The 26,770-nt window shown below is 39.4% G+C and carries 24 protein-coding genes; 13 read left to right on the top strand and 11 right to left on the bottom strand.

Annotated elements, in window-relative coordinates:
- The first annotated feature begins 7 nt into the window (after positions 1–7).
- Positions 8–1,201, top strand: a complete 1,194-nt coding sequence (uxuA, locus tag PR834_RS12330) for a mannonate dehydratase (protein ID WP_094961970.1) — start codon at positions 8–10, stop codon at positions 1,199–1,201.
- A gap of 121 nt (positions 1,202–1,322) precedes the next feature.
- Here the strand turns inward: uxuA and PR834_RS12325 are convergent, their stop codons facing one another.
- The 3 genes from PR834_RS12325 to PR834_RS12315 form a co-directional block, all read right to left on the bottom strand.
- Positions 1,323–2,927 (bottom strand): metallophosphoesterase, encoded by a 1,605-nt coding sequence (locus PR834_RS12325; protein ID WP_094961969.1) that lies wholly within the window; start codon positions 2,925–2,927, stop codon positions 1,323–1,325.
- Between the two features lie 210 nt (positions 2,928–3,137).
- Complete coding sequence (locus PR834_RS12320; RefSeq protein WP_094961968.1) at positions 3,138–3,782, bottom strand: hypothetical protein; 645 nt, start codon at positions 3,780–3,782, stop codon at positions 3,138–3,140.
- A 14-nt stretch (positions 3,783–3,796) separates the two neighbouring features.
- On the bottom strand, positions 3,797–3,967 hold the full coding sequence (locus PR834_RS12315; RefSeq protein ID WP_112308442.1) for a helix-turn-helix domain-containing protein: 171 nt from the start codon (positions 3,965–3,967) through the stop codon (positions 3,797–3,799).
- 750 nt (positions 3,968–4,717) lie between these two features.
- Here PR834_RS12315 and fdhE point away from each other — a divergent pair.
- From fdhE to PR834_RS12280, 7 genes are all read left to right on the top strand, one after another.
- Entirely contained in the window at positions 4,718–5,653 is a 936-nt protein-coding gene (gene fdhE, locus PR834_RS12310) for a formate dehydrogenase accessory protein FdhE (RefSeq protein WP_112308441.1), read from the top strand.
- Between the two features lie 22 nt (positions 5,654–5,675).
- Positions 5,676–7,067 carry an L-seryl-tRNA(Sec) selenium transferase gene (selA, locus tag PR834_RS12305; RefSeq protein WP_196724841.1) on the top strand — a complete coding sequence of 464 codons (1,392 nt, stop codon included), beginning with the start codon at positions 5,676–5,678 and terminating at the stop codon, positions 7,065–7,067.
- On the top strand, positions 7,064–8,932 hold the full coding sequence (gene selB, locus PR834_RS12300; protein ID WP_272536681.1) for a selenocysteine-specific translation elongation factor: 1,869 nt from the start codon (positions 7,064–7,066) through the stop codon (positions 8,930–8,932). Before selA ends, selB begins: the two co-directional genes overlap by 4 nt.
- A gap of 69 nt (positions 8,933–9,001) precedes the next feature.
- The gene (locus PR834_RS12295; RefSeq protein ID WP_094961963.1) at positions 9,002–10,663 is read left to right on the top strand and encodes an LTA synthase family protein; all 1,662 of its coding nucleotides are present in this window, start codon (positions 9,002–9,004) and stop codon (positions 10,661–10,663) included.
- Positions 10,664–10,889: 226 nt separating this feature from the next.
- Positions 10,890–11,891 (top strand): NAD-dependent epimerase, encoded by a 1,002-nt coding sequence (locus tag PR834_RS12290; protein ID WP_036959200.1) that lies wholly within the window; start codon positions 10,890–10,892, stop codon positions 11,889–11,891.
- 44 nt (positions 11,892–11,935) lie between these two features.
- Complete coding sequence (locus PR834_RS12285; RefSeq protein WP_272536680.1) at positions 11,936–13,102, top strand: nucleotide sugar dehydrogenase; 1,167 nt, start codon at positions 11,936–11,938, stop codon at positions 13,100–13,102.
- A 189-nt stretch (positions 13,103–13,291) separates the two neighbouring features.
- The gene (locus PR834_RS12280; RefSeq protein WP_272525156.1) at positions 13,292–13,996 is read left to right on the top strand and encodes a lipopolysaccharide core heptose(II) kinase RfaY; all 705 of its coding nucleotides are present in this window, start codon (positions 13,292–13,294) and stop codon (positions 13,994–13,996) included.
- A 67-nt stretch (positions 13,997–14,063) separates the two neighbouring features.
- On the opposite strand, the gene thiM is transcribed toward PR834_RS12280, so the two are convergent.
- Together thiM and PR834_RS12270 are read right to left on the bottom strand one after the other, a co-directional pair.
- On the bottom strand, positions 14,064–14,834 hold the full coding sequence (thiM, locus tag PR834_RS12275; protein WP_004906177.1) for a hydroxyethylthiazole kinase: 771 nt from the start codon (positions 14,832–14,834) through the stop codon (positions 14,064–14,066).
- Positions 14,835–14,911: 77 nt separating this feature from the next.
- The gene (locus PR834_RS12270; RefSeq protein ID WP_036959170.1) at positions 14,912–16,114 is read right to left on the bottom strand and encodes an ROK family protein; all 1,203 of its coding nucleotides are present in this window, start codon (positions 16,112–16,114) and stop codon (positions 14,912–14,914) included.
- 189 nt (positions 16,115–16,303) lie between these two features.
- On the opposite strand from PR834_RS12270, the gene PR834_RS12265 reads away from it, so the two are divergent.
- The 3 genes from PR834_RS12265 (at position 16,304) to PR834_RS12255 (ending at position 19,359) form a co-directional block, all read left to right on the top strand.
- Positions 16,304–17,122 (top strand): purine-nucleoside phosphorylase, encoded by an 819-nt coding sequence (locus tag PR834_RS12265; protein WP_094962905.1) that lies wholly within the window; start codon positions 16,304–16,306, stop codon positions 17,120–17,122.
- 66 nt (positions 17,123–17,188) lie between these two features.
- Positions 17,189–18,106 carry a DMT family transporter gene (locus PR834_RS12260; RefSeq protein ID WP_187710682.1) on the top strand — a complete coding sequence of 306 codons (918 nt, stop codon included), beginning with the start codon at positions 17,189–17,191 and terminating at the stop codon, positions 18,104–18,106.
- Positions 18,103–19,359 (top strand): nucleoside permease, encoded by a 1,257-nt coding sequence (locus PR834_RS12255; protein ID WP_272536679.1) that lies wholly within the window; start codon positions 18,103–18,105, stop codon positions 19,357–19,359. The genes PR834_RS12260 and PR834_RS12255 overlap by 4 nt, the downstream gene beginning before the upstream one ends.
- A 77-nt stretch (positions 19,360–19,436) precedes the next feature.
- On the opposite strand, the gene PR834_RS12250 is transcribed toward PR834_RS12255, so the two are convergent.
- The 5 genes from PR834_RS12250 to PR834_RS12230 form a co-directional block, all read right to left on the bottom strand.
- Positions 19,437–20,060, bottom strand: a complete 624-nt coding sequence (locus PR834_RS12250) for a GntR family transcriptional regulator (protein WP_004906170.1) — start codon at positions 20,058–20,060, stop codon at positions 19,437–19,439.
- Between the two features lie 160 nt (positions 20,061–20,220).
- Positions 20,221–21,012, bottom strand: coding sequence for a carbon-nitrogen hydrolase family protein (locus PR834_RS12245; RefSeq protein ID WP_272536678.1), 792 nt, complete (start codon positions 21,010–21,012; stop codon positions 20,221–20,223).
- Between the two features lie 9 nt (positions 21,013–21,021).
- Positions 21,022–21,669 carry an RraA family protein gene (locus PR834_RS12240; protein WP_112308435.1) on the bottom strand — a complete coding sequence of 216 codons (648 nt, stop codon included), beginning with the start codon at positions 21,667–21,669 and terminating at the stop codon, positions 21,022–21,024.
- Positions 21,670–21,717: 48 nt separating this feature from the next.
- The gene (locus PR834_RS12235) at positions 21,718–23,028 is read right to left on the bottom strand and encodes an MFS transporter (protein ID WP_110592780.1); all 1,311 of its coding nucleotides are present in this window, start codon (positions 23,026–23,028) and stop codon (positions 21,718–21,720) included.
- 498 nt (positions 23,029–23,526) lie between these two features.
- A complete protein-coding gene (locus tag PR834_RS12230) occupies positions 23,527–24,390 on the bottom strand; it encodes a YicC/YloC family endoribonuclease (RefSeq protein WP_036959080.1) in 864 nt (287 codons plus the stop codon).
- Between the two features lie 123 nt (positions 24,391–24,513).
- Here PR834_RS12230 and rph point away from each other — a divergent pair, with 123 nt between their 5' ends.
- On the top strand, positions 24,514–25,227 hold the full coding sequence (gene rph / locus PR834_RS12225) for a ribonuclease PH (RefSeq protein WP_004265108.1): 714 nt from the start codon (positions 24,514–24,516) through the stop codon (positions 25,225–25,227).
- A gap of 111 nt (positions 25,228–25,338) precedes the next feature.
- The gene (gene pyrE, locus PR834_RS12220; RefSeq protein ID WP_196731892.1) at positions 25,339–25,983 is read left to right on the top strand and encodes an orotate phosphoribosyltransferase; all 645 of its coding nucleotides are present in this window, start codon (positions 25,339–25,341) and stop codon (positions 25,981–25,983) included.
- A gap of 49 nt (positions 25,984–26,032) precedes the next feature.
- On the opposite strand, the gene slmA is transcribed toward pyrE, so the two are convergent.
- Positions 26,033–26,632 carry a nucleoid occlusion factor SlmA gene (slmA, locus tag PR834_RS12215; protein ID WP_004265112.1) on the bottom strand — a complete coding sequence of 200 codons (600 nt, stop codon included), beginning with the start codon at positions 26,630–26,632 and terminating at the stop codon, positions 26,033–26,035.
- Between the last annotated feature and the right edge of the window lie 138 nt (positions 26,633–26,770).

Raw genomic sequence — 26,770 nt, 5'->3', positions numbered from 1 at the left:
AGTACTTATGGAGCATACGTGGCGTTGGTACGGTCCTAATGACCCTGTTTCTTTAAGTGATGCTAGGCAAGCAGAGGCGACGGGAATCGTCTCTGCGCTCCACCATATTCCTAACGGTGAAGTTTGGAGTGTTGAGGAGATTTTAAAGCGTAAAGCTATCATTGAAGATGCTGGGTTAGTTTGGTCTGTCGTGGAAAGTATTCCTGTTCACGAAGATATTAAAACTCAACAAGGTAATTTTGATCTCTATATTCAAAATTACCAACAAAGTATTCGTAATTTAGCATCCTGTGGTATTAAGACCATTTGCTATAATTTTATGCCAATTCTAGATTGGACGCGTACTGACCTTGCTTATACGCTACCAGATGGCTCCAAAGCGTTACGGTTCGACAATATTGCCTTTGCCGCGTTTGAAATTCATATTTTAAAACGTGAAAATGCGGCGGCGAGTTATTCAGAACAAGAAGTTAAAGAAGCGGCTGAGTATTATGCCAATATGTCATCTGATGATATCGAAAACCTGATTAAAACCATCATTGCAGGGCTACCGGGCGCAGAAGAAGGTTATACATTAGACCAATTCCGTGAGCGCTTGGCGCTGTATAATAATATTGATGAAAATCAGTTACGTGAGAACTTACGTTATTTCTTGCAGAAAATCGTTCCTGTATGTGAAGAAGAAAATGTGGTTTTAGCTATTCACCCCGATGACCCTCCGCGCCCAATTTTAGGCTTGCCACGTATTGTTTCTACCATTGAAGATATGCGGTTTATTAAGCAAAGCTGCGATAGCATTCATAATGGGTTTACTATGTGCACAGGTTCTTATGGTGTGCGAGCCGATAACGACCTAGTAAAAATGATTAATGAATTTGGTGATCGTATTCATTTCACACATTTACGTTCAACGGTGAGAGAAAACAACCCAAATACTTTCCATGAAGGAAATCATATTGCAGGTGATGTCGATATGTTTGAAGTGGTCAAAGCCATTTTAGCGGTTGAACAAAAACGCCATGCTGCGGGGCTTGCACCAATTCCAATGAGACCAGATCATGGTCACCAAATTTTGGATGATTTGAAGAAAGTGACTAACCCTGGTTATTCCGCTATTGGCCGCTTAAAAGGCTTAGCAGAGGTGAGAGGGTTAGAATTAGCGCTGAAACGGATGTATTATCCAGAATTATTAAAAGTATAATTTTCTTTTCAATATTGGCTTTTATTATTTGGTATTTATGTGATATCAAAGGGTTGAGTATGCATAAAAATACGCGACTAAATTATAATTAGTCGCGTATTGAACTAGTTGTTAAGTTATTTTAATTTTTTTTATCAATACTCCAATCCTGTTTTGCAGAAATAGTCAATAAGTCGCCTGACTTAATAATATACGTATAGTAGCCACCAACTATTGAACTATTACGATCCGCTGTTGATTTAACTTTAATCTTTTTATTACTGAGGGGCAGTTTGGGAATAGAAATTTTATTTAGCCATTTGTCATTTTTAATTTCAATATATATACTATCGTTGGTTTTAAAAATATCCTTTATCATTTTTTGTGTAATAGAATCTTCATTCTTAAACGTAAGCTGATAAGCTGATTTTTGCTCCAACGAATCTACGTCATTTTTCATTTCAAACTGCCAATAAGACTTACAGGAAACCGTACATTTTTCACCTGTTGAAATCCTATGCTTCTCTTTATTCACGATCAGTGTACTACAATAGGCCGCAGTAGGATCAATGGTAATGGATTGATTATTTTTTAGTGGCGGTATTGTAATTTGGTCAGCCCAGTGACCATTTTTTGATTCAATAAGAATATGGTTGTGCTGATTTAGTGCTGCATTCAATACCTCAATGGTGATATTATCGTCATTATTAAATTTTAATTTATGGTAATTAATTTCATTAGATTTAGGTTTAGATTTGTATTTAATAATTTTATTTCTTAGGGTATTAATTTCTTTCCATGTTTTCTCGTCATAGATTTTTATGTATTCATCTTTGTATTCTTTATTCATTAAGAGATTTGATTCTGAAATTAATGAATCAGTTTCTTCGTCAGCATAATCTGGTAGCTCAGCGGCTAAACTTGATAAAGTAGGTAATAATATTATCGTATCATATTCAGATAAATGAATATTTTGATAAAAATTCCAAGCTTCAAAGGTTAGTTTATCATCTTCTATTTTTAATAAATAGCCAGTGCCTTTATCTGTAACCCCGTTTTCACCTAATGTTAAACTTGGAATATCAATTAATGTTCCAAATGGACGTTGAATAGCTTCAATAATCCCAAAGCCATTATGAATGTGACCACTTAACATAATTATTTGGGGATAACGAGAAAATAGACTTTTTAGTCTTTCATCTTGCGGTCCAAATCCGCCATATAAGTATGACCGCCAATGTGAACAATTGAATGCTTGATGTGTCATCACAAAAATCGGTTTATTCGCATCAGCGCCTTCAGCCAGTTTTTTTTCTAACCAGAGAAGTGATGCTTCATTTAATTCCATTTGATTTTTTAAAGGAACATCTGTGTTCAAACAAATAAAATGATAACCATCAATCCATGCATCAATGCACATTGTATCTTCTTGCCGGTCAATATTGCATTTTTCTAAGTAAGAGTCATATAATCCGACTAAATCGGGGTCTAATGGCTCATGGGGTTCGGCCCCAGTTCGGACATCATGGTTGCCTAACATCAATAATAAATTTTGATGATATTTTTTTGGAAATTGTTCTAGGAAAATATCAAAAGAATCTTTTCTATGTTGATGATAATCACCAATATCCCCAGCCATTAATAACCCTTCGGCTCCACAGTGATTAATATTTTTAATAGACGTTGCCAATACTTCTTTATCATGATCTGAGCCTATATGAATATCACTAATTACACCAATTATCATACGAAATTTCCTTTTAAAATGAGTTGAAAATTATAGTCCATTGTTTTTTGTCTGATTGGGGTTTTTTATTTCAATTGTACTGTCTTGAATTTCATTAATAAAACTGTTTTGGCAAGAAGATAAAAATAAAGAAAACATAAAAAAAGAAATGATTTTCATTGTTAGTCTCGAATTATTTAAATTGATTTTTATTTAAAGTAAAATTATTCATTAATAAATTTCAATATTACTTTCTTTTAGTAGATAAGCTCTCCTATTAAGAAAAAAATTAAAGGGTTCTTTTTTAAACACCAAGTCAGGATTCGATTTTTTATTAAAGTATTCCTCAGTCATGAATGAATAGCCAGTTTTATTTTCTAATGAATGTAATAAATCCAGTTCGTTTATTGTAAGTGTTTTAAAGTTTATACCGATTTTTTTTATTTCTTTTAAAAATTCTATCATGGTACAATGTTCGAATGATGATTTTGTTTGAATAAGAATTTCATTACTCATCATTTTCTCAACGCTCATACTTTTTTTCATTAATTCTTTATGAAAAACTAAACCTAATATTTCAGTTTTTAAATTTATTTTTTGTATACTTTTATGGTCAACGTCGATATCTACAGGTGATATTATGATGTCATAGTGGTGGTTTTTTATTTCATACAAAATATCATTTGAGATCTTGCATTCAACTTCAATGCTAATACTCTTGTTTTTCAATAGGTTGTTTATTATCGAATGTATCCCATAGAATGGAAATCCATCAATAAGAATTTTAATTTTTTTTTCATTGTTTGGCACAGTTAAGTTGTTTAATATTTTATTTATACTTTCATAGTGAGGGTTTATTTTATTAAATAGCTCCATGCCATAATCGGAAATTAGTATTTTATTTTTTTTTTAACTAAAATATTCTTTCCTAGCTTTTTTTCGAGAAGAATCAAACCTTGTGATATCGCTGAAGACGTGACATTGGTAGACTCTGCCGCTTGATTTAGCGAACCATTTTTAGCCAAAGCAATAAACTGGTTTAATTGTTTCGAGAAAAACATAACTGTCCTTAGTCGGTTGGAAAACTCTAAATTAGGATCTCAATCCATTAATAATCTATTACGGTAGTTTAATCTAAAAGTTGTTTTTATAAGTTAAATTAATATAAAATACAGCTATTAGAATTCTAATTAAACATTTATCTATAATTCGCTAATAAATAAAATTGAATAAATAGGAAGTATAATTATTAGTGTGATTAATAACTCTCTCATTTCTACGGTCTCCGCTATAATTTAGTTTTAAAACTATATCAAAGAAAATTAATGCAGTAATTTAAATATCCTTGCTAATGTTTCAATAAAAACTTTATTTAGCTGTATCTATTAGCTTATTAATTATTCTTATATCGTTAAAGTTTGATTAACCCCACATATTTTAACAAGAATAGATGATTTTAAGGCCACCACAATCGGTCATTTATGATCTTGAAATAGATTGATTTACACCTTTGAAAATGCCTTTATCATCGGTGATTTTGTATCATAATTGTTCTTTGCTTAAGGTAAATTTGTCTGCATTTTTTCCTTTGTTGCCTACAAAACCCTTATCAGATCAAATACCCGTCTTGATACAAGGGCATCAAGGTAGCGACCTAACCGTTTTTGTTTTATCCTGAGCAGTAAGTGGTAGCAATTTCCGCCGATGGCATAAAATAGGAATGATTAATTTGAGTATAGGTTTACCCTATGCTCAAAAAATTGTTCAGAAAATAGAAAATAGAAAATAGAAAATAGAAAAGTGAGAACGCAATGGGTATTCGTATCGTTCCTAAAGAAGAGTTAGGACAAGAAAGATTGAAAGAAAAGGGAATTGGTTTTATTCCACCAGTTCTGTTTCCTAACTTAAAAAGTTTATATCAACGCCGTGCTGAGCGGCTCAAAGAACTTGGTGCGGGAGAACATCCTTTTGCAGATTATCTGAATTTTGCTGCTGAAGTGGCAACCGCACAACATAATGCACAGCATGATAATCCATTAGAAATGGATATGGCATCTATCCTTGAGCGCTCAACAAATACCAATAATTCGCCATTGGATGCAAAAGCATTTCCACGGACAATGCATTGGCACAAATTATTAACGGCAATTATTGCCGAATTAATGCCAGTCGTGCCTGAGTCTGTACGTCCGGCGTTAGAAAATCTGAATAAAGCGTCTGAAACAGAACTCGAAGCCATGGCAACTGCGTTGCTAAATGAAGAGTTTGAAAAAGTTCCTGCGGATAAATCGATGTTTATTTGGGCTGCATTATCGGTGTATTGGGCACAAATGGCAGCAAATATCCCAGGTAAAGCGCGTGCAGAACATGGAGACCATCGCCATTTCTGTCCTGTATGTAATAGCATGCCAGTGTCGAGTATTGTGCAAATTGGTACATCACAAGGTTTACGTTATTTACACTGTAATTTATGTGAAACTGAATGGCATATGGTGCGCGTTAAATGCAGTAACTGTGAGCAAACAGGTAAATTGAATTATTGGTCATTAGATGATGAAAATGCGGCAGTTAAAGCAGAAAGCTGCGGTGATTGCGGTAGCTACTTGAAAATCCTTTATCAAGAAAAAGAAGCTAAAGTTGAAGCTGTCGCGGATGATTTAGCCTCAATTATTTTAGATGCACGCATGGAAGAAGAAGGCTTTGCGCGTAGTAGTATTAATCCGTTCTTGTTCCCTGGTGAAAAATAAGCGGTAAAAGAGAATCGTGACTATGGCTGAATCAGACTTGGCTTTATATCGCCAACTTCCTGCTATTGATAAATTATTGCAGCTCGATGAAGTGCAAATATTGGTTGAACAATCAGGGGCTCATTGGGTCACTGCATGTTTACGTGAGATGCAAGAGCAAGCTCGAGCCAGTATTGCACAGGCAGGGAAATTACCTGCTTGGCAGGAAGATTGGGTAAAAGAGTTAGCACAACGCCATCAAGCTTTAGGGCAAAGCGCCCTAAAAAACGTGTTTAACTTGACGGGTACGGTGCTACATACCAATTTAGGCCGTGCGGTCATGTCAACCACGGCGGTGAATGCAGTTAGCCAAGTGATGAGTTCGCCTGTCACATTAGAATATTCTCTAGATGGTGCGATGCGTGGGCATCGTGACCGTGCGATTGCTGATTTACTGTGTGTGCTCACTGGCGCCGAAGATGCCTGTATTGTTAATAATAATGCTGCCGCAGTTTTATTATTGCTAGCAACGGTTGCAAATGGCCAGCAAGTTATTGTTTCTCGTGGTGAATTGGTTGAGATTGGTGGGGCTTTCCGTGTGCCAGATGTGATGGCGCAGGCTGGCTGCCAATTAGTTGAAGTGGGTACAACGAATCGGACTCACTTACGTGACTATGAGAATGCGATTAATGATCAAACTGCACTATTAATGAAAGTGCATACCAGCAATTACAGTATTGAAGGATTTACTGCTGAAGTTGAAGGCGAAGAGCTTGCAGAGCTAGGTAGAAAGTATCAATTACCAACGGCAATTGATTTAGGCAGTGGTTCGATGATTGATATGACGGCTTATGGGCTACCTGCAGAGCCTATGCCACAAAGTTACCTTTCTCAAGGTATTGATTTGGTTTCGATTTCTGGAGATAAACTTCTTGGTGGCCCACAAGCAGGGATTATCTTAGGGAAGAAAAAATGGATTGATGCAATTCAAAAACATCCATTAAAACGTGCTTTACGCGTTGATAAAATGGTTTTAGCTGCACTTGAAGCAACGCTAAAACTGTATTTAACTCCCGAAAAACTCACAACAGAATTACCCACATTACGTTGGCTAACACGAGATCCTGAAACTATTCGTGATAGCGCAGAAAGCATAGTTGTTGCTCTACAAGCCTTTTATGGGGACAAATTTATTGTTGAAGTTGAGCCTTGTCTCTCACAAATAGGGAGCGGTTCACTTCCTGTCGACCGTCTTCCTAGCTTTGCGGTAACATTCACACCGCTAAATGGAAAAGGTAGTACATTAGAGCAACTCGCTACGCAGTGGCGCCAGCTACCTCAACCAGTGATTGGGCGCATGAAAGACGGTAAATTGTGGCTTGACCTGCGCTGTCTTGATGATGAACACGCGTTATTACAGGTTTTACTTTCATGATTTTTGCGACAGCAGGCCATGTTGACCATGGTAAAACTTCTTTAATTCAAGCCATTACTGGCGTAAATACCGCACACCTCCCTGAGGAGAAAAAGCGCGGAATGACCATTGACCTAGGGTATGCCTACTGGCCACAGCCAGATGGGAGCTCTATTGGTTTTATCGACGTTCCAGGACATGAAAAATTCTTAGCCAATATGTTGGCTGGGATTGGTGGTATAAACCATGCGCTTTTGGTAGTAGCTTGTGATGATGGCGTGATGGCGCAAACCCTTGAACACCTTTCGATTTTAAGGCTAGCGGGTTGTGAAAATATCAGTGTTATACTGACGAAGGCTGACCGAGTCGATCATTCGCGAATTGAACAGGTTACGGAGCAAGTCACCTCCGAGCTGGCTAAACAAGGTTGGCCAGATGCAAAACTATTCATTACGTCTATTGAAGATGGGCGCGGCATTGATGCGCTGCGTTTATATCTGCAACAACTTCATCAGCAAAGTGGTTCACATCCCAATATCCAACGTCGTTTTCGTTTAGCCATTGACCGCGTTTTTTTGGTTAAAGGTGCAGGGGTAGTGGTGACTGGCACTGCATTAGCGGGAAAAATTCAAGTTGGTGAGTCACTATGGGTGACAGGAGCGGATAAGCAAGTTCGCGTCAGAGGTATTCATCGGCAAAACCAAATATCTGAATTCGCTGTTGCAGGTGATCGCGTGGCCTTAAACTTGGTGGGCGATATTGATAAAGAAAATATTACCCGAGGGGATTGGTTACTTGCAGAGCAACCTGCGTTTATTGCAACACGGGTTATTGTTGAATTGGAATGCGATGCATTAATTAAGCACTGGCAACCTGTGCATCTTTACCATGGTGCAAGCCACATCACTGGGCGAGTGTCATTATTAGTGGAGCAAGGGGAAACCCCCGTGCTTGCTGAGTTAATTTTAGATACCCCATTATGGTTAGTAGAAAATGACCGGTTAATTATCCGTGATATTAGCGCTCGCCAAACGTTAGGTGGGGCTCGAGTGATACGTTTGGTTTCCCCACGGCGAGGTAAAAGGCTTCCGGAGTTTTTGGATTGGTTATCTAAGCTTTGCCGAGAACAAGATGAACTGGCTCACTTTAAGCTACAGCTTCCTCAAGGTGAACTTAATTTACGGGATTACAGTTGGGCGCGGCAACTCACCCATGATGTGTTAGATAATTTATTTGCTCAAATGGATGTGGAGCGTGTTGGCAACCATGTTTTATCCACATTTAAAGCGCAAATAGCGAAAGAACGTATCGTTCAAACCCTTGAAGAATTCAATGAAATACACAGTGACCAAATCGGTGTAGGCAAAGCACGTTTAAAACGTATGGCTCTGCCTTCAATGAGCGAGGCATTAGCATTTAAATTCATTGATGATCTCATTGGTGAAAATGTTATTAAGCAAACTCGCGGTTGGTTGCATATGCCCCAACATGGGCTGGTGTTTGATGCCCAACAGCAATTGATTTGGCAGCAAATACACCCATTATTTTCACGTAATGAAGCGTGGTGGGTACGTGATTTAGCATTAGAAAGTGGCTATGAAGAAGATACGATGCGTCGCGTTCTAAAAAAGGCGGCGCAAATGGGATTAATTACGGCGATAGTTCGTGACCGCTATTATAGCCATGAGCAAATTAATTATTTTGCGTCACTTATTCACCGTTATTGCATGGAAAATGAAGTCATTTTTGCGGCTGATTTCCGTAACGAATTAGGGATTGGTCGGAAACTTGCGATTCAAATTCTTGAGTTTTTTGATAAAAGCGGTTTTACTCGTCGTAAAGGCGATGGTCACCATTTACGAGATAAAGGCATTTTCGTTGAATAAATTGAGTGTTTTAATCCGTTATAGTAGTGCCTCATAGCAACCTCCAATATTAAACTTGTGGTAAAACTGATGAAGAAAAAGTTATTTGCAGGCTTTTATCTGGCATTGATCTTTATTGGCTCCCTTTTCTTAGTCTTTGAAAAAGGTAGCGTAATTTATCCTGCTCTCATATCGGTCAGTGTATATGCCGTTTTATTCGGTATTTTAATGGTGCTAACAGCTCGCTGGTTATTTTCCGCTATTATTACCAGTACATTATTTATCATCATAAAATTCCTGAATCAGTTAAAAGTTCATTATTACAAAGAACAACTCTTCTTTAGTGATATCAATATTATGACAGACACTTCCAATATGGGGACCTTGGGCCATTATTGGTTAGCAGGTGTCGCACTGGTTGGGTTGCTTATATTATTAGTCATTAATGGGGTTATTAGCTGGCGATTGCTCAAGCCGAGTAAATCAAAAATGACTCGCGTTATTGGTGTTGTTCTTATTGTTGCGGGTTACTTTGGTATTAACTTCACAAGCTCACATTATTATGACAGATGGTCTCAGACGTTGCCAAAAGGCCGAGGGACAGTGACCAATATTATTATGTCGGCACAAAATGCGAGTTATCAATCCCCTGAATTTGCAGGCTCAGCTGATTATTTTATGGAAAAAGCAGCAGCAATATCCCTAGAAAATAATGCAGTCTCAGAAAAACCAGACATCGTTTTATTACTGCAAGAGTCTACTGTTGACCCACATATTTATGACTTACCTGAAGGAACTAAGCTTCCTGATTTATTTATGTTCCAGCAAGATAGTGGCGTAAGTGCGCATAGTCAGATGCGGGTACAAACTTTTGGGGGAGGAACTTGGTTATCTGAATTCTCAGCGCTAACTGGCTTAAATAGTGATGATTTTGGTGCGCAAAAAAGCGGTGTCTTTTATTTTATCGTTGACCACCTTAAAAATAGCTTATTCAAAGAAATGAAGGCCAACGGTTATTATACTGTGGTACTTACCCCCTTTAATAAAGGCGCATACCATTCAGGGCATGCCTATGAAACGCTTGGGGTTGATAGAATTATTCAACCACAAGAACTTGGCTATCCAGGAAAACTGCAAGATAACTTATGGACAATCAGCACCGATGATATGCTGAAATATGTAAAAGAAATCTTAGCGAAAGAAACAGATAAACCCGTATTTATTTTCTCTCTTACAATGTATGAGCATGGTCCTTACAAAGAGAGCCATAGTGATGACTACGGTATAAAAGACAAAATTAAAAACTCAGATGCTGCAGGTGAATTTAGCCATTATATGGACAAAATCGTAACCTCAGATGCATCAATACGTGATTTCGCAGAATTCATTGAAAAACGTGAGCGTCCGTTGATGTTTTTATATTTTGGTGACCATCAACCAGGAATTAGCTTAAATCAGTATAATTCTTCATTTTCATCACCCGCTTACCTAACACAATTTACTTTGCGGGATAACTTGAAATCAGGAACTGCAATAACAACGGGCCAGTTAACAGATATTTCCTTCTTAGGCGGAATCTTATTAGAAAGGGCAAATTTAAACATTTCCCCATTTTATGAAGCCAACATCAAAATGCGTCACTTATGTGGTGGCAAACTCAATGATTGTGAAGACCAAAAGTTACTTGATAGCTATCGCAACTATGTCTATGGAACTTTAGAAGCAGCTAATGCCAATAAAGGTGATATGTAATAGTATGTTATTATCAGCCGTAGATATTTACGGCTGATCCCCTCTTTTTTGTTATTTCCTGCCTAAAATATTAATATTTTCTTAAAATTTATTATTTTTTTACGCTTTCTTGTTTTAATAACAAAACCATTCGTTATTTTTTTTGTCTTAATTTTAGTTAATTTTTCTGTGAAATTAGGTGCTCATTTCGAGCTTTAGAATGGTTTAACGCTAGAAGACAATGAATATGAAATATTTGGTCACGGGAAGTGCGGGCTTTATTGGTTTCACGCTTTGCCAACGTTTATTAGAGAGTGGGCATGAAGTTGTCGGGATTGATAACTTAAATGCGTATTACGATCAGGGGCTTAAACAATCCCGTTTACATTTATTGGAACAGTTTCCGTTATTTCGTTTTATTCATCTTGATATCACAGACCGTGAGACTGTCCGTGTATTGTGTACACAAGAACAATTTGACCGAGTCATTCACTTAGCGGCACAAGCGGGTGTTCGTTACTCGTTGGAAAACCCATTTGCTTACGCAGATAGTAATTTAACTGGCCACCTCGCCATTTTAGAAGGTTGTCGCCAAGCAAAAGTGAAGCATTTAGTCTATGCCTCTTCAAGTTCGGTGTACGGCGTAACCGATAAGACGCCATTTACCACTGACATGGCAACCGATCACCCGATTTCACTCTATGCGGCAACAAAGAAAGCCAATGAATTAATGGCGCACTCCTATTCACATTTATACCAGCTACCGACCACAGGGCTGCGGTTCTTTACGGTTTATGGCCCTTGGGGGCGCCCAGATATGGCTTTATTTAAGTTTACGAAAGCTATTTTGGCGGGCGAGCCTATCGATGTCTATAATAACGGCAATCTCAGTCGTGATTTCACTTTTGTTGATGATATTGTCGAAGGTGTGATCCGTATTTCAGATATAATTCCACAAGCGAACCCGAATAATCATTCGGCATCACCTGCAGAAAGCAGCGCGCCATATCGAATCTATAATATTGGTAATGGGCAGCCTGTTAAGTTGATTGAATTTATTTCTGCACTGGAAAAGGCACTGGGTAAAGAAGCGATTAAAAACTTTTTACCTATGCAAGCGGGTGATGTGTACACCACTTGGGCGGATACGGAAGACTTGTTTAATGTGACAGGTTATCGCCCACAAGTTTCTATTGAGCAGGGTGTTCAGGCATTTGTGGATTGGTACCGTTCTTATTACCACCAATAATATCAATAAGCTGTAACATCTTTAGCAGGATTTGAGAGGCAAGTTTGAAAATAGCAATCGCAGGAACCGGCTACGTCGGCCTATCTAACGCCATGTTGCTGTCACAAAACCACGAAGTGGTTGCGGTGGACATCATCCCTGAAAAAGTGGCGATGCTAAACAACCATCAATCACCGATTGTTGATGCAGAAATTGAACAGTTTTTAACGGAAAAGACCCTCAATTTCCGTGCCACAGAAGATAAAACTGAAGCTTACACCGGTGCACAATACGTCATTGTCGCAACGCCAACCGACTATGACCCAAAAACCAATTACTTCAATACAAGATCGGTTGAGTCTGTTATTCATGATGTGAATGAAATTAACTCAGAAGCGACGATTATCGTGAAATCCACTATCCCTGTGGGCTTTACCGCGCGCTTACGTGAAGAGTTTGGTTATACCAACGTGATTTTCTCTCCTGAATTTTTACGTGAGGGGCGTGCTTTGTGGGATAACTTACATCCTTCCCGTATCGTGGTGGGAGAGCGTTCAGAGCGTGCGAAAATTTTTGCTGATTTGCTACTGGAAGGCGCAATTAAGAAAGATGTGCCCGTGCTATTTACCGATGGAACAGAAGCCGAAGCCATTAAACTGTTTGCCAACACTTATTTAGCCATGCGTGTGGCGTACTTTAATGAGCTCGATACCTACGCAGAAAGCCGCGGTTTAAATGCACGCCAAATTATTGAAGGGGTCTCTTTAGACCCACGTATTGGCAGCCATTATAACAACCCATCATTTGGTTACGGCGGTTATTGTTTACCGAAAGATACCAAGCAGTTGTTAGCTAACTACGATGATGTGCCAAATAACCTGATTAACGCCATTGTGGAATCAAACCGCACCCGTAAAGACTTTATTTCCGATGCAATTATTGCTAAAGCACCACGTAAAGTCGGTGTTTATCGCTTAGTCATGAAAGCGGGCTCTGATAATTTCCGTGCCTCTGCGGTACAAGGTGTGATGAAACGCATCAAAGCCAAGGGCATTGAAGTGGTGGTGTATGAGCCGGTTTTAAAAGAAGAAGAATTTTTCCGTTCGAAGGTTATCCGTGATCTCGACACTTTCAAAGCAGAAAGCGACATTATTCTAGCCAACCGTATGGTGCCTGAGCTGGAAGATGTGGCAGAGAAAGTCTATACCCGAGATTTATTTGGTAACGATTAAAACGCGTTTATGGGGTAGGTTGGTATCGTGCTAACCTATCTCTGTATATTAAGACCTAATAACCCTATCTATTTTGTGCCATAGTGCACAAGTTACCTATTTTTAAACGCTACTCTGCAACAATCGCTAAGAAATGTTGTTTGCCATTTGCTAGCATCCGTCAATTGATTAAAAATTGGCTATTTTGTTATGCAGAAAATAATAAAAAAACAAAGAGACGGTTTTATCACCTTTCAAAAAGAAGGTGAGATAGATTTTTGGCAAATTGTTAATGATTATATTGATGGGAAGATCGCGGGTAAGAATTTAAGTAGCGGAAATATTGAAAGAAGTGTTGCTCGTATTCATGTAAATGGACAAAGTTATATTATTAAATGCGAAAAAGAACGCGATAAGCGTATTGAAAAACGGCTGATGCGTATTATTTCTGGCCCTTTTTATTCACGTTTATTGAAACGTTTAGTGACTGCACAAAATAACGGTTGTACCGTAACGAATGATATTTACTTTGTCGCAGAAAAAATGGTGGGTCGTGAGTCAGTAGAAACATGGATTATTGCGGAGTATGTGGAAGGAACTGTTTTATCTGAAGTTGATGATATCAAACCTTACTATGCAGAGATGAAAGCCATTATAAACCAATTGCATTGGTATGGTTTATCTTCTAATGATATCCATGCAGGGAACTTTGTTATAACCAATGAGGGGCTAAAGGTTATTGATTTATCAGACTATGGTAATTTTGCTATTTGCAAAGCAAATGATTTAATTGCATTACAGCGTTTTTACGGTATCGAACCCGATAGCAAAAATTTTGTTTATCGCTTTATTCGTTTTAGAGATAACTTTCGTCATTGGTCAAGAAAGATAAGAGGGAAGAAAACTCGGCTCTAGTTCGCTATGCCAAGTTTTCATTACCACAAAACTACCGAAAAAAACAAAGTTATCGATCACAACAAAACTATTGATAAAGCGCATCTAAAAATTCAGGGATAAAACTGCCTGTCCCATGGCAACGCTGGGTTGCGGTTTCTCCAGCTTGTTTCATGATAGCGCAAGCAGCGGCAACATTTTGTAGCCTATCACCAGGTAGAGCGCAACATGCAGCAACCACCGCGGAAAGAGCGCATCCCGTACCGACCACACGAGTCATTAAAATATGGCCGCCAGTAACTGCAAAGGTGCGTATTCCATCAGTGATGTAATCCACTTCCCCGCTTATCGCAACAATTGTCTTAGCTTGTCTCGCTAATAATTGTGCTGCGGGAAGAGCGTCATCAGTGGTGTTAAGGGAATCAACGCCTCTGCCGCCAGCACTGCTTCCTACCAATGCCATAATTTCAGAGGCATTACCGCGAATAGCGGCAGGCTTGAGAGTCAGCAATTCATGGCAAAAATGGGTGCGAAAGCTAAGCGCACCTGCGGCAACAGGGTCAAGTACCCAAGGCTTTTTCGCCTGATTCGCACTGTTAACCGCACATTTCATTGCATGTCGGCGCTCAGTGGTTAATGTGCCTACATTAATCAGCAAGCCATGTGCGATAGCGGCAAACTGCTCTGCTTCTTCGGGTTCAATGACCATGGCGGGAGAGCAGCCGAGCGCTAACAGGACATTGGCAGTGAAGGTCTGAACAACATCGTTTGTCATGCAATGAACAAGAGGGGATTGAGAAGTAAGCTGTTGTAGTACCAATGATTTTGTCGTGTTGCTGATGTGTTCAAATTCTAACATGATCCCCTCATTAATAGTGATAGAGCATAGGTTCGTTGATTTATTCTACACTCTATCTGTTTTAATGAAAGAACCGCTTAATCAGCAAGGTATTTCTCCATGACCATTCCACCAGCGCCTTGAGCAACAATTTCGTATGAATCATTGGCGGGGTAAATACGTGTCTTAATATGAGGAAAAATAGAGAGTTTTTCTTCAATAGACTTTTTGGTCATCTCAAAAAAGTGATTTTTAGGTGTTAGGGTTCCGCCGCACACCACCACATCTGCTTGAGTCGTTAAAATCGCATTAGCGATGGCAATACCATAATAATAGGCTGCCTCGCCAAGTGCTTCGAGACACAGGGCATCGTCCAATGTGAGAGCTTGGAAAATAGTATGGTAGCTAATTTCAGACTCATTATTAACTAATTCATTGATTATTGAGCTTTTACCCAACCTGAGTTGCTGGATCACCCGTGACTTAATCGCAGACAGTGAACTATATTGCTTTAAACAGCCAAATGACCCGCATTCGCAGCGTTGACCATTAATATCAATTGTCGTATGACCAAAGGCTTGAGCGGTGCTAATGGGTGCTGGAGCGTATTGATTGTTGATGATGGTACAGCTGCGAATATCGGTATCACAGGTTGTAAATAAAAACCTTTGGCTATCAGAGGTATAGCGTAAACGATACTCAGCAAAAGCCGCAAAACTGATCCCACTTCCGAGTAATACGAAGCAAGGGACTTTACTGGATATATAGTCGTGAAGTTCTTTTATTCGTGAGTTATATTGATGATATGGCAGTTTATCGCGTTCTAATATATGGTCGATGGCGATGCCTATACCCAACAAACTTTTTACGTTAAGTCCATGTTCAGCTAATAAAATATCTAATTTATTGAGCAGATGATCCACCATATTTTCTGCGGTTTCTAGGTGCTCATATTTGACTTTTACCATCCCTAAAATATCCAACTTTAGGTTCTGTAAAACTATCGTCGAATATATATCACTCATTTCAATGCCAACTAGGTAGCCATCAGCGGCATTGATATTATAGAGGATAGGTTTGCGGCCACCGGTCGACTCTCCGAGCTCAGAAGTCGAAATTAAGTGATTTCTCCCCAGTTCGTCGAGTAACCGAGCACAAGTTGCTGGTTTCATGCTAGCCAGTGATGTCAACGTCTCTGCCCTAATGGGACCATGGTTTAAAATTAACCGGTAAAGCGTTTTGAGTTTTTGTGTTTTTGAATTTTTTGAGGTGCGAAATTCATTTAATAGTGTATGTAACAAGCGCCTCACTCCTTTTCATTCCGACTCTTGCGCTAAAGATTAGCAAATATACGCATAAGATTCTGCTTCATGTGACACATCATATCTAAATTCTTTTTCTTAAAATGAGATTAAGATCGCTGTTCTGTTTCTAAATTGCTTTATGATCGATTTTAACAATTTTTAGTCGATGTCAATTTGGAGACAACTATGCATCATACAAAAGATATTCTAGAAAGCTTAAGCTTTATTCAGTCTCGCACAGATATTAAACCAACAGTGGGCATTATTCTGGGTTCAGGATTAGGCCCGTTTGCGGACACATTAGAAAATGCAGTACATATTCCTTATAGCGAAATTCCACATTTTGCCAAATCTGAAGCCGTAGGGCATGCCAATGAATTGGTGATTGGCACCATCGCAGGTAAAAATGTGGTTGCGATGAAAGGCCGTTTCCACTACTACGAAGGCTTTACCCTCGACCAAGTCACTTTCCCTGTGCGTTTGATGAAAGCATTGGGCGTCGAAAAATTGATTATTACCAACGCCTGCGGTGCAGTAAATACCGATTTCAACCCAGGTGACCTGATGATTATTACCGATCATATTAATTTAACTGCAAATAACCCATTGATGGGGCCAAATAACCCTGAATTAGGGGTGCGTTTCTTGGATGTTAGTGAGGTGTATAACAAAGAATTACGCCAAACAATCAAGGATGTAGCGGCCGAACAAGGTGTTTCTGTTCGTGAAGGTGTTTATGCATGGTGGACTGGTCCAACTTATGAAACACCTGCCGAAATTCGCATGATCAGAACCTTAGGCGCTGATGCTGTTGGTATGTCTACTGTACCAGAAGCTCTGGTCGCTCATCATTCACAAATTAAGACAGTGGGCATCTCCTGTTTAACTAATATGGCTTGCGGTATTTTAGAACAACCTCTTAGCCATGACGAAGTTATTGAAACTGCAGAGAAAGTTAAAGCCACCTTCTTGAAATTGGTGACGGGTGTGATCGCTCGCTTCTAGTTTTTAGGTTCTTTTTCTCAAAACAATATAAAGATGTTCATAACGCTAAATAAGGTGAATATTGAAATGAAATTTAAAGGTCTAATTTTAGTTTCTTTAGGCGCTTGCAGTTATGGCATTCTTTCAACACTCGTCGTGTTGGCCTACCGCGCAGGATATTCCTTGAATGATGTCATCGGTAGCCAAACGGTATTAGGTGCGATTTTACTGTGGTTTTTTGTTGCCGCAGGCGCATTAATTAAAAAAGCACGTCTAGTATGGCCAACACGACAACAAGGCCTATTAATGTTACTCACTGGGACGACAACAGGGCTAACCGGACTCTTATATTATGCATCATTGCAATATTTGTCTCCGGCGCTTGGTGTCGTCTTATTTTTGCAATTTACATGGATGGGGGTTGCCATTAATGCGGTTGTCAGCCGTCAAGCTCCTCCCATAATGACCATGGTGTCGGTTGTGGTGATATTAATTGGGACAGTATTAGCGACAGGTTTGTTAAATAGTTCAGGGATCGTATTTCACTGGCTTGGTGTGCTATTAGGACTATGTGCGGCATTATCGAATGCTATTCGTGTTTATGTCAGTGGTGCATTAGCGGTTAAAACAGATCCTATGATGCGTTCTGCAATTATGGTAACAGGGGGCGCAATTTTGACATCGATTGTCGTTCCTCCAACATTCTTATTGAGTGCATCAACGTTTCATTCTCTATTTTTCTCTTATGGCTTACCCCTAGCTTTCTTTGGTTCTTTCTTTGGTATGTGGATGTTTGCCAAAGGTACTCCACTGATCGGTACCAGTTTAGCGACCATTGTTAGCTCAATGCAGTTGCCCGTCACGATTTTATTATCTGTGACTGTATTGCAGTTACCTCTTGAGTTCATTCAGTTTATTGGCGTTGCTGTCATCCTTATGGGTGTCGCCATTGCTGAGTTGAAAATAAAAACAAATAAATATAACTCCAAACGGAGCCTTGTATGAATATTAAATCCCGCTTGAAAATCATGCTTTTCCTGCAATATTTTGTTTGGGGAAGTTGGTTAGTTACACTCGGTTCCTACATGATGAAAACATTGAGTTTTTCAGGTGCAGAAGTCGGTATGGTGTATAGCTCAAAGGGTATTGCTGCCATTCTAATGCCCGGGCTTATCGGAATCATTGCAGATAAATATATTCCAGCAAATCGTTTATATATGATTTGTCATTTGATTGGGGCTGCCGCATTGTTTTATGCTGCAACAGTCACGAGTTCAACAGTGATGTTCTGGGTGATGTTAATTAATGCAATGGCCTTTATGCCAACTATTGCACTTTCAAATAGCATCAGTTATTCATCATTAAGCCAATATCAGCTCGATTCAGTGAGTAACTTCCCACCTATTCGTGTATTTGGTACGGTAGGTTTTATTGTTGCTATGTGGAGTATTAGCTTAATGAAATTTGAGCTAAGTAGTATGCAGCTTTATATTGCAGGTGGCTGTTCATTACTTTTAGCGCTTTATTCATTAACTTTGCCAAAAATTGATGTTAATAAAAAAGCGATTTCAAGTAGCTGGATCAGTAAGCTAGGTTTAGATGCTCTGGTGTTATTTAAAAAACCTATTATGGCGGTATTTTTCTTATTCGCTATGTTACTTGGTGCGGTTTTACAAATTACCAATACGTTTGGTAATCCATTCTTGCATGACTTCGGTCTGAATCCGTTATACCAAGATAGTTTGGTGGTTCAGTATCCATCGATATTATTATCGATCTCTCAGATGGCAGAAGTGTGCTTTATCTTAGCAATTCCATTTTTCTTGAAACGCTATGGCATTAAAACTGTCATGCTATTAAGCATGTTTGCGTGGACATTACGCTTTGGATTCTTTGCCTTTGGTGACCCATCAGCAATTGGCTTGATGTTCTTAATAATGTCGATGATCGTATATGGCTGTGCATTCGACTTCTTCAATATTTCAGGCTCTATTTTTATTGAAAGAGAAGTGGATACGCGTATGCGCTCGAGTGCTCAGGGCTTATTTATGACGATGGTTAATGGTGTTGGTGCCTATTTTGGTGCGATATTAAGTGGATTGGTTGTCGACTATTACACGGTGGATGGTATTAAAGATTGGCAAATGATCTGGTTAGTTTTTGCTTCTTATACTGTTGTATTAGCAATAATCTTCCAATTTACCTTCCATTATCATCACGATAAAGACGCCGCACTGAAAGAGGCTAAGTCTAGCTAAGATAAGTTGTTAGAAATAACATTTAATCTAAGGGAAAACCATCAATTTGGTTTTCTCTTTTTTTGTTGGTTTTAACACTAAACATAATTACGCTTGCCGCGCAATATATGCTCAGTTAGCGTTTCTTCCGCAAGGGTAAATTCTTTTGCTTTGAGTTGTTCAACTAATTGCTGATGTTGGCGTGTAGACTCATGATAATATTCATTGCGATAAATAGGGTCAGGTTGGAAATAGACTCGCTGGCGAATATTATCCGCTAAATCTAAGAAAACCGAGTTATCCAGTAATTCCAAGAAGAAACGGTGGAAGCGTTCATCTTCTTTTATCCAACCTTGATAGTCATTTTTCTTCAATAATTCATCTTGCCGCTCAATAATCGTCTTTAAGATAGAAAAATGTTCATCAGTTAAATATTCACGAACTAATTTAATTGCATGGGACTCAATTGCTAAGCGTAAATCATAATTATCTCTGGTTTCTTTTAACGATAGTTTCTGAATAAAAACACCTTTACGAGGGATAATTTTGACTAAGCCTTCATTTTGTAATTGATATAAGGCTTCACGAATTGGAGTACGACTCATACCGAGTTCCTCAACTAAGCTATTTTCAGAGGTGTAACTTTCCTCTCCAAATTGCTTGCTGAGAATTTTATGTTTAATTGCAGTATAGGCCTGTTGGCTTAGTGGTTTATCTTTCATCAGGATCTTGTGTTAACAATAGAAATTTTAGTGAGTATAGAAAGGAATAGATTGGTATACAAGTAATACACTAGTTTTATATTATTTAGGATGCTGTTAAATTTTGGTGGGTAATTGAACTTAACTTGTTGAATAAACCGGCATCCTTGCCAGTTCTAGACTAATACAGCTCAGGGCGTCGGTTTTGCATACAAGGTAATTTTTCTCGTGTCTCTGCGGTATGCTGTGTTGATATTTCAGCAAAAAATAGTGTTTCATCGTAGCCAGCAGATGCGATAGTTACTCCAAGTGCATCACAAACAAGGCTGCGACCAATAAAAATATTACCCGTTTGGTCACATGCGCAGACAGGGATCGTGTTCTCCAAAGCACGTGCTTTAACTAATGTTTGGTAATGCTCCTCTTTTAGTGGCCCGCTAACCCATGCTGTGGGAACGAGTATAAGGTCAGCGCCAGCTAAGGTTAGTTTTCGAGCAACTTCTGGGAAACGCAGTTCATAACAGACTAAAACGCCAATTTTGCCAAATTCCGTTTCCACAGGTTTTAATTCATTATTACTTTGAATGATATTAAGGGATTCCTGATATGAAAAGGCATCGTACAGGTGGGTTTTTTGGTAGTGATAGATAAGCTCACCTTGGCGGTTCAACATAATTGTCGTGTTGAAAGCTCTTTTCGGCTCATTCGGGGCACTTTCATAAATGCCACAGGTCACATAAATACCGTATTGTTGAGCGGCTTTTGCCAACTGAGAGACAAAAGGGCCATCAACAGCCTCTGCGACATCGGTATAGCTAATACCACTATCCGCTGGAACAAAAGCCATAAACATTTCCGGTAATAGGACGAGGTCGGCACCACCTTGAGCGGCTTTTTGTATAGCTTCACAGGCTTTTTTTAAATTTAGAGCTTTATCTGAGCTACTGGCTAGCTGAGCAATTGCAATCTTCATAGAGCCTCCTTATTCAAAAAATTTCGCAGCACCTGAAATTGCCGCTAATGTTTCACCGGCATCAATACGCTTTTTAACATCAATTTCAGCATGTTGGGCATTAAGGGCTCGTTGGCGATACTCTTGCAGAGTAACTTCATCTGCGACTAAAATGCCATCGCCATCTGCGATGATTAAGTTACCAGGATGGATCGTTACGCCATCTATGCTAACCGGCACATTAATTGCGCCTTCAATACCTAAAATTCGAGTTGTTAACGGACTCACTTTACGTGCATAAATAGGAACGCCAATCTCACGTAATGCTTTGATATCAGTGACACAACCATCAATGACAGCACCGGCAATTTTCTTTGCCCGTGCCATATAAGAAACCATTTCCCCCCAACAAGCACGATCATAATCCCCTGACATATCGATACAGACAACATCGCCTTCTTGCACAATGTCGAAAACCTTGTGTACGGCAGATGAGTCCATATGTGGAATACGAACAGTTACAGCATTACCAATAAATTGGCATTGTTCAATTTGTGGGCGTAATGTTTTGAGAAAACCGAAGTCAGTCATGTGTCCAATAGTTGACGGGCAAACATCACGGCAACTTTCGATAATTTCCGAGCTAAAACAGGCAACACGAGGATTTAATGTAAACATAGGGACACCTTTATTTATTGTATTGAACATAATGTATATGGGTGAAAATTAGTCAGGATTAACTGCCGCAGCTAATGGTTTATCTGGCTGAATGAAAAACCAGCAAACAATCGCTAAACTGATAGGTATCACATTGAAAAGTAAAGCGACGGTCCAGCCGAAATGCTGTGCAAGCCAGCCACATAGAATGGGGGAAATAACACCACCGAGATTACCCCATAAATTCATCCATCCACTGACAGAGCCTGCATATTGGCGGCCCTTATCTGCTGCAATTGCCCAAGAGGTCACAACTGGTAATCCTAGAGAACCGAGTGCAAGAGTTAGCCATGCAACACTCGCAATGGCACTTTCAGTTTGAGCAGCGCCGCAAATACCCACAATAAAGAGAATAAAACCGGTAATGGCGATATATCCCCTAGCGACTAACTGTGAGTACCCTTTGTTGAGTAACCAATCAGAAATTGAACCTGCAGTGAGTACCGCGATACAAATTGCTAGCCAAGGAAAACTGGCGGCAACGCCCATTTGGGTTAATGAGAAACCACGAGCCTCTTGTAAATAGGTGGGGAGCCAAATCATAAATAAGGTGGTCATGTAGGCGACAAAAAAATATTGGAAACCAACAGCCCAGAACGGACGTTCTTTCATAAATTTGCGCCAAGGGGCTTTAACATCAGCACCTCCTTGCTCACTAATTGTTCGGCCTCCTTGGATAAATGCAATTTCACTTTGAGAAATTTTTGGATGTTGTTCAGGCTTATTTCTGGCAAAGAAATACCAAATCATACCGATAAGAATACCAATCACACCGAAGATATAGAAAACGGCATGCCACCCGAACGAAATCATAATAAATACGGTAAGGGTGGGGGCAATCACAGGCCCGAAATAGGAACCGGCAAGTAAGAAGCTAGCGGCTCGTGCCTTTTCATTTTGGCGAAACCACCATGTATTAAAGACGGCATTCGCAGGGTAGAGCGGCGCTTCTCCAACACCAAATAGGAAGCGTACGATACATAGCCAAATATAGGTAGGGGCAACGACCGTTAATATTGTGAATGCGGACCAAACGTAAAGGCTAATGGTTGCGATAAGCCTGCTACCAAACCGTTCTGCAAGTATTCCGCTTGGAATTTGGGCAAGTGCATAGCCAAGCGAAAATAACGCACCCAAAAAGCCAAATTGAACTTTGCTCATTCCTAAATCGGTCATCATATGTTCGGCAACAATGGAAATATTGGCGCGATCCATATATGCAATCAAACCGATAATAAAAAATATTGCTGCTAATCCCCAACGTAAACGCCCTGGTGAGTCTTTTGTTGCTGGTGTTACAACAGAATCATTATGTGACATAGAGTTACCTTTTTATTGGTTTATCGAGGTAATCAACCTTATTGTATTTATATTGAATTCAACTTGTATACAAGATGGATGTTAATAAGCAGTTATTGTGGTGTCAAAGATCTGTTTTGTTATCTGTGATTGAACTCAAAACATTTGATTGATTTATGAGCGAGATCTTATTTTTTGAAAAAACAGGAAGAAAATAATATTTATGATTAAAAATCAAATGATTATGTATTTCTATGGAAATTGATTTAATCGTTTCTATTCATTATTTGGAAAGAAATAATGAATATCGTGGTAATAGTCTATTTTTCCCCGAATACTTCTTGGGTAAAAATTTTTTAATATCTTCGAAGGGTTGTTGTGGAATATAGGTTCAAAAATCGTGACAATTAGCACCTATTTCGAGTTAATTTGAGAATCTTTTCAAAGAAAAAAGCCAAACGATAAATAAGGTCACTTCATCGGTTGGCTTTTTTATAGATTAAAATCGTAACAGAGTGATTATTCGATGTTTTGAATTTGTTCTCTCATTTGTTCGATTAATACTTTGAGCTCAACTGCTGAAGTTGTGACTTCGCTATTAATTGATTTTGACGCTAACGTATTCGCTTCACGGTTAAATTCTTGCATCATAAAGTCAAGACGGCGGCCAGTTGCCTCTTTTTTCTTCAAGATATTACGTGTTTCTTTAACGTGTGCTTCTAATCTATCCAATTCTTCTGCAACATCAACACGTTGAGCCAATAGAATAAGTTCCTGTTCCAAGCGGTTGTTATCCACTTGAATGTCAGCTTCTTCTAACTTGTTTTGTAAGCGTTCACGTTGCCATTGTAGAATTTCTGGCATGTGTTGACGTACTTTGGCGACCTCTGCTAGCACACCGTCAAGTCGCTGCTCAATAAGTGTATGTAAGGATGCCCCTTCAGCTTCACGGCTTTGGATAAAGGCATCAATCGCTTCATCTAACCCTGCCATTAGTTGTTCGCTAATTATGTCTAAATCTTGCTCGCCAGCTGACATTACTCCAGGCCAACGCAAAATTTCTAATGGGTTGATTTCACCTTCATGGCTGTAATTTTTAACCCAATTCGCAGCACTGATTAATTGGCGGGCTAATTGCTCATTTAGGATTAACTCGCCACGATTTGCGCCATCTAACTCAAAGCGTAGACTACATTCCACCTTTCCACGAGTTAAGCGAGAACGCAGGCGCTCGCGAATGACGGGCTCAAGGCTTCTGAATTGCTCAGGTAAGCGAATATACGTTTCTAAATAACGTTGGTTCACGGAACGCAGCTCCCAGGCCGCATTCCCCCATTCACCCTTGATGTCCCGACGGGCAAAAGCGGTCATACTACGGATCATAATTCGTTCCCATTATCGTAAAGATTTAGGAGATTATAACGCTATGCAGGATGACAGGATAGGCATTATCGCTTGAACAACGTATAATGCGTCCCAATTTGAGTTGATAATGGAGATAACACCATGCGCCCAGCAGATAGACAAGCAGACCAAATGCGCCCGATTACCATCACGCGCAACTATACTAAGCATGCAGAAGGCTCTGTTCTTATTGAGTTTGGCGACACGAAGGTGTTATGTAATGCAACTGTTGAAGAAGGTGTTCCTCGTTTTTTAAAAGGGCAGGGGCAAGGTTGGGTTACAGCGGAGTATGGTATGTTACCGCGCGCAACAAATTCACGTAATCAACGTGAAGCTGCACGAGGAAAACAAACGGGTCGTACGATGGAAATCCAACGGTTAATTGCACGTTCTTTACGTGCTGCTGTTGACCTTAAAAAGTTAGGCGAGTACACCATTACTTTAGACTGTGATGTTATCCAAGCGGATGGCGGTACACGTACAGCGGCGATTTCTGGTGCCTGTGTGGCTCTAGTTGATGCACTGAATAACATGGTTGAGCAAGGTAAAATTGCAAAAAGCCCACTCAAATCAATGGTTGCAGCCGTTTCCGTCGGAATTGTAAATCAAGAAGCCCTATGTGACCTTGAATATGTTGAAGATTCTGCCGCTGAAACAGATATGAATGTTGTGATGATGGATGATGGCCGAATGATTGAAGTGCAGGGCACCGCAGAAGGCGAACCATTTAGTCATGAAGAGCTACTTGCTCTATTGGCATTAGCTAAAACAGGTTTAAATACCATTTTTGAAGCTCAGCGAGAAGCGCTGAAGTAAGTTAATCATTAATTAGGCGGCTAAATAGTCGCCTTTTTTATGTCTGCTGGTTCATCAACCAATTAGCAGCTTTGAATATAGATAAATAATCATCAACGAGGAGAATGACCAATGAAAGCCTATCAGCGCGATTTTATTGAACTTGCCATGAAAAAACAGGTACTTAAATTTGGTGAGTTTACGCTGAAATCAGGTCGTAAAAGCCCTTATTTTTTCAATGCGGGGTTATTTAATACAGGGCGTGATCTGGCACTTGTCGGTCGTTTTTATGCACAAGCATTACAAGATAGTGCAATTGAGTGTGATGTCATCTTTGGCCCTGCGTATAAAGGGATCCCTATCGCAACGACGACAGTGGTAGCACTTTCTGAACATCATGACATCGATATGCCATATTGCTTCAATCGCAAAGAAGCTAAAGACCATGGGGAAGGTGGCGTGTTAGTTGGGAGTCCTTTGAAAGGGCGTGTTGTGGTAGTTGATGATGTTATTACTGCAGGAACGGCAATTCGTGAGTCAATGGAAATTATTAAACAACAACAAGCGACGTTGAATGGTGTTTTGCTATGCCTTGATCGCCAAGAAAAAGGTAAAGGTGACATTTCAGCAGTGCAAGAGGTTGAGCGTGATTATGGCTGTAAAGTTTACTCAATTATTACCATGAGCGATTTAATCACTTACCTCTCTGAACAGGAAGGTATGCAGGAACATTTAGCGGCTATGAAGGCTTACCGCGAACAATACGGAATCGAGTAAAAAAAGCCCTCGCCCAATGATGGGCGGGGTGAGTAGTATAAACAATCGGTTATTGTAACTGAGCTAGAATTAAAGGCCAGCGCGATTCAAACTCGACGGTTGGCCGATAACGAAATTCAGAACGTACAAAACGTGAGAGCATTCCTTCACAAAAGGCTAATAGCTGAGAAGCAAGCAGTGACTCATCATGAATAAACCCATGACCATCACGTATTTTTTTCTCTTTCAACACCTGCCGCAATTGCGATTCTATACGTTCAAATAATTGATTAATACGATCTTGAAGCCTATCTTGCTCAAACATCAGAGCGTGGCCTGTCATTATACGCGTTAGCCCAGGGTTTTTCTCTGAAAAACCAAGTATTAGCGCTAGTATTAGTTTAATTCTAATTATCGTATCTTTTTCATCACTTAAAATCAGATTAATGCGCGAAACCAATGAGTCTTCAATAAACCCAATGAGGCTATCGAACATTTTCATTTTACTCGGAAAATGACGATACAGCGCAGCCTCTGATACACCAACCGTAGCAGCAAGTTTTGCTGTTGTAATGCGTTGGCTACCATCACTACTTTCTAACATTAACGCAAGAGCCTGTAAAATCTCATCACGTCTGTTACGTTTTTGTGTTGTCGCTTTTTCTGCCATGTCTAATAAGACCCCTGCTAAAACAGCAAAACAAACTATCCAAAATTTTGCTCTTAGTAAAGAGACTTACAAAGCAAAATGGATTTAAAAAATGTTTAAAATATAAGTAATGTTGAGCAAGCTTCCTGAAAGAAAATA

Source organism: Providencia sp. PROV182 (assembly GCF_028480325.1).
In the GTDB taxonomy this organism is placed as follows: Bacteria; Pseudomonadota; Gammaproteobacteria; order Enterobacterales; family Enterobacteriaceae; genus Providencia; species Providencia hangzhouensis.
This window is presented reverse-complemented; position numbering and strand designations above follow the sequence as displayed.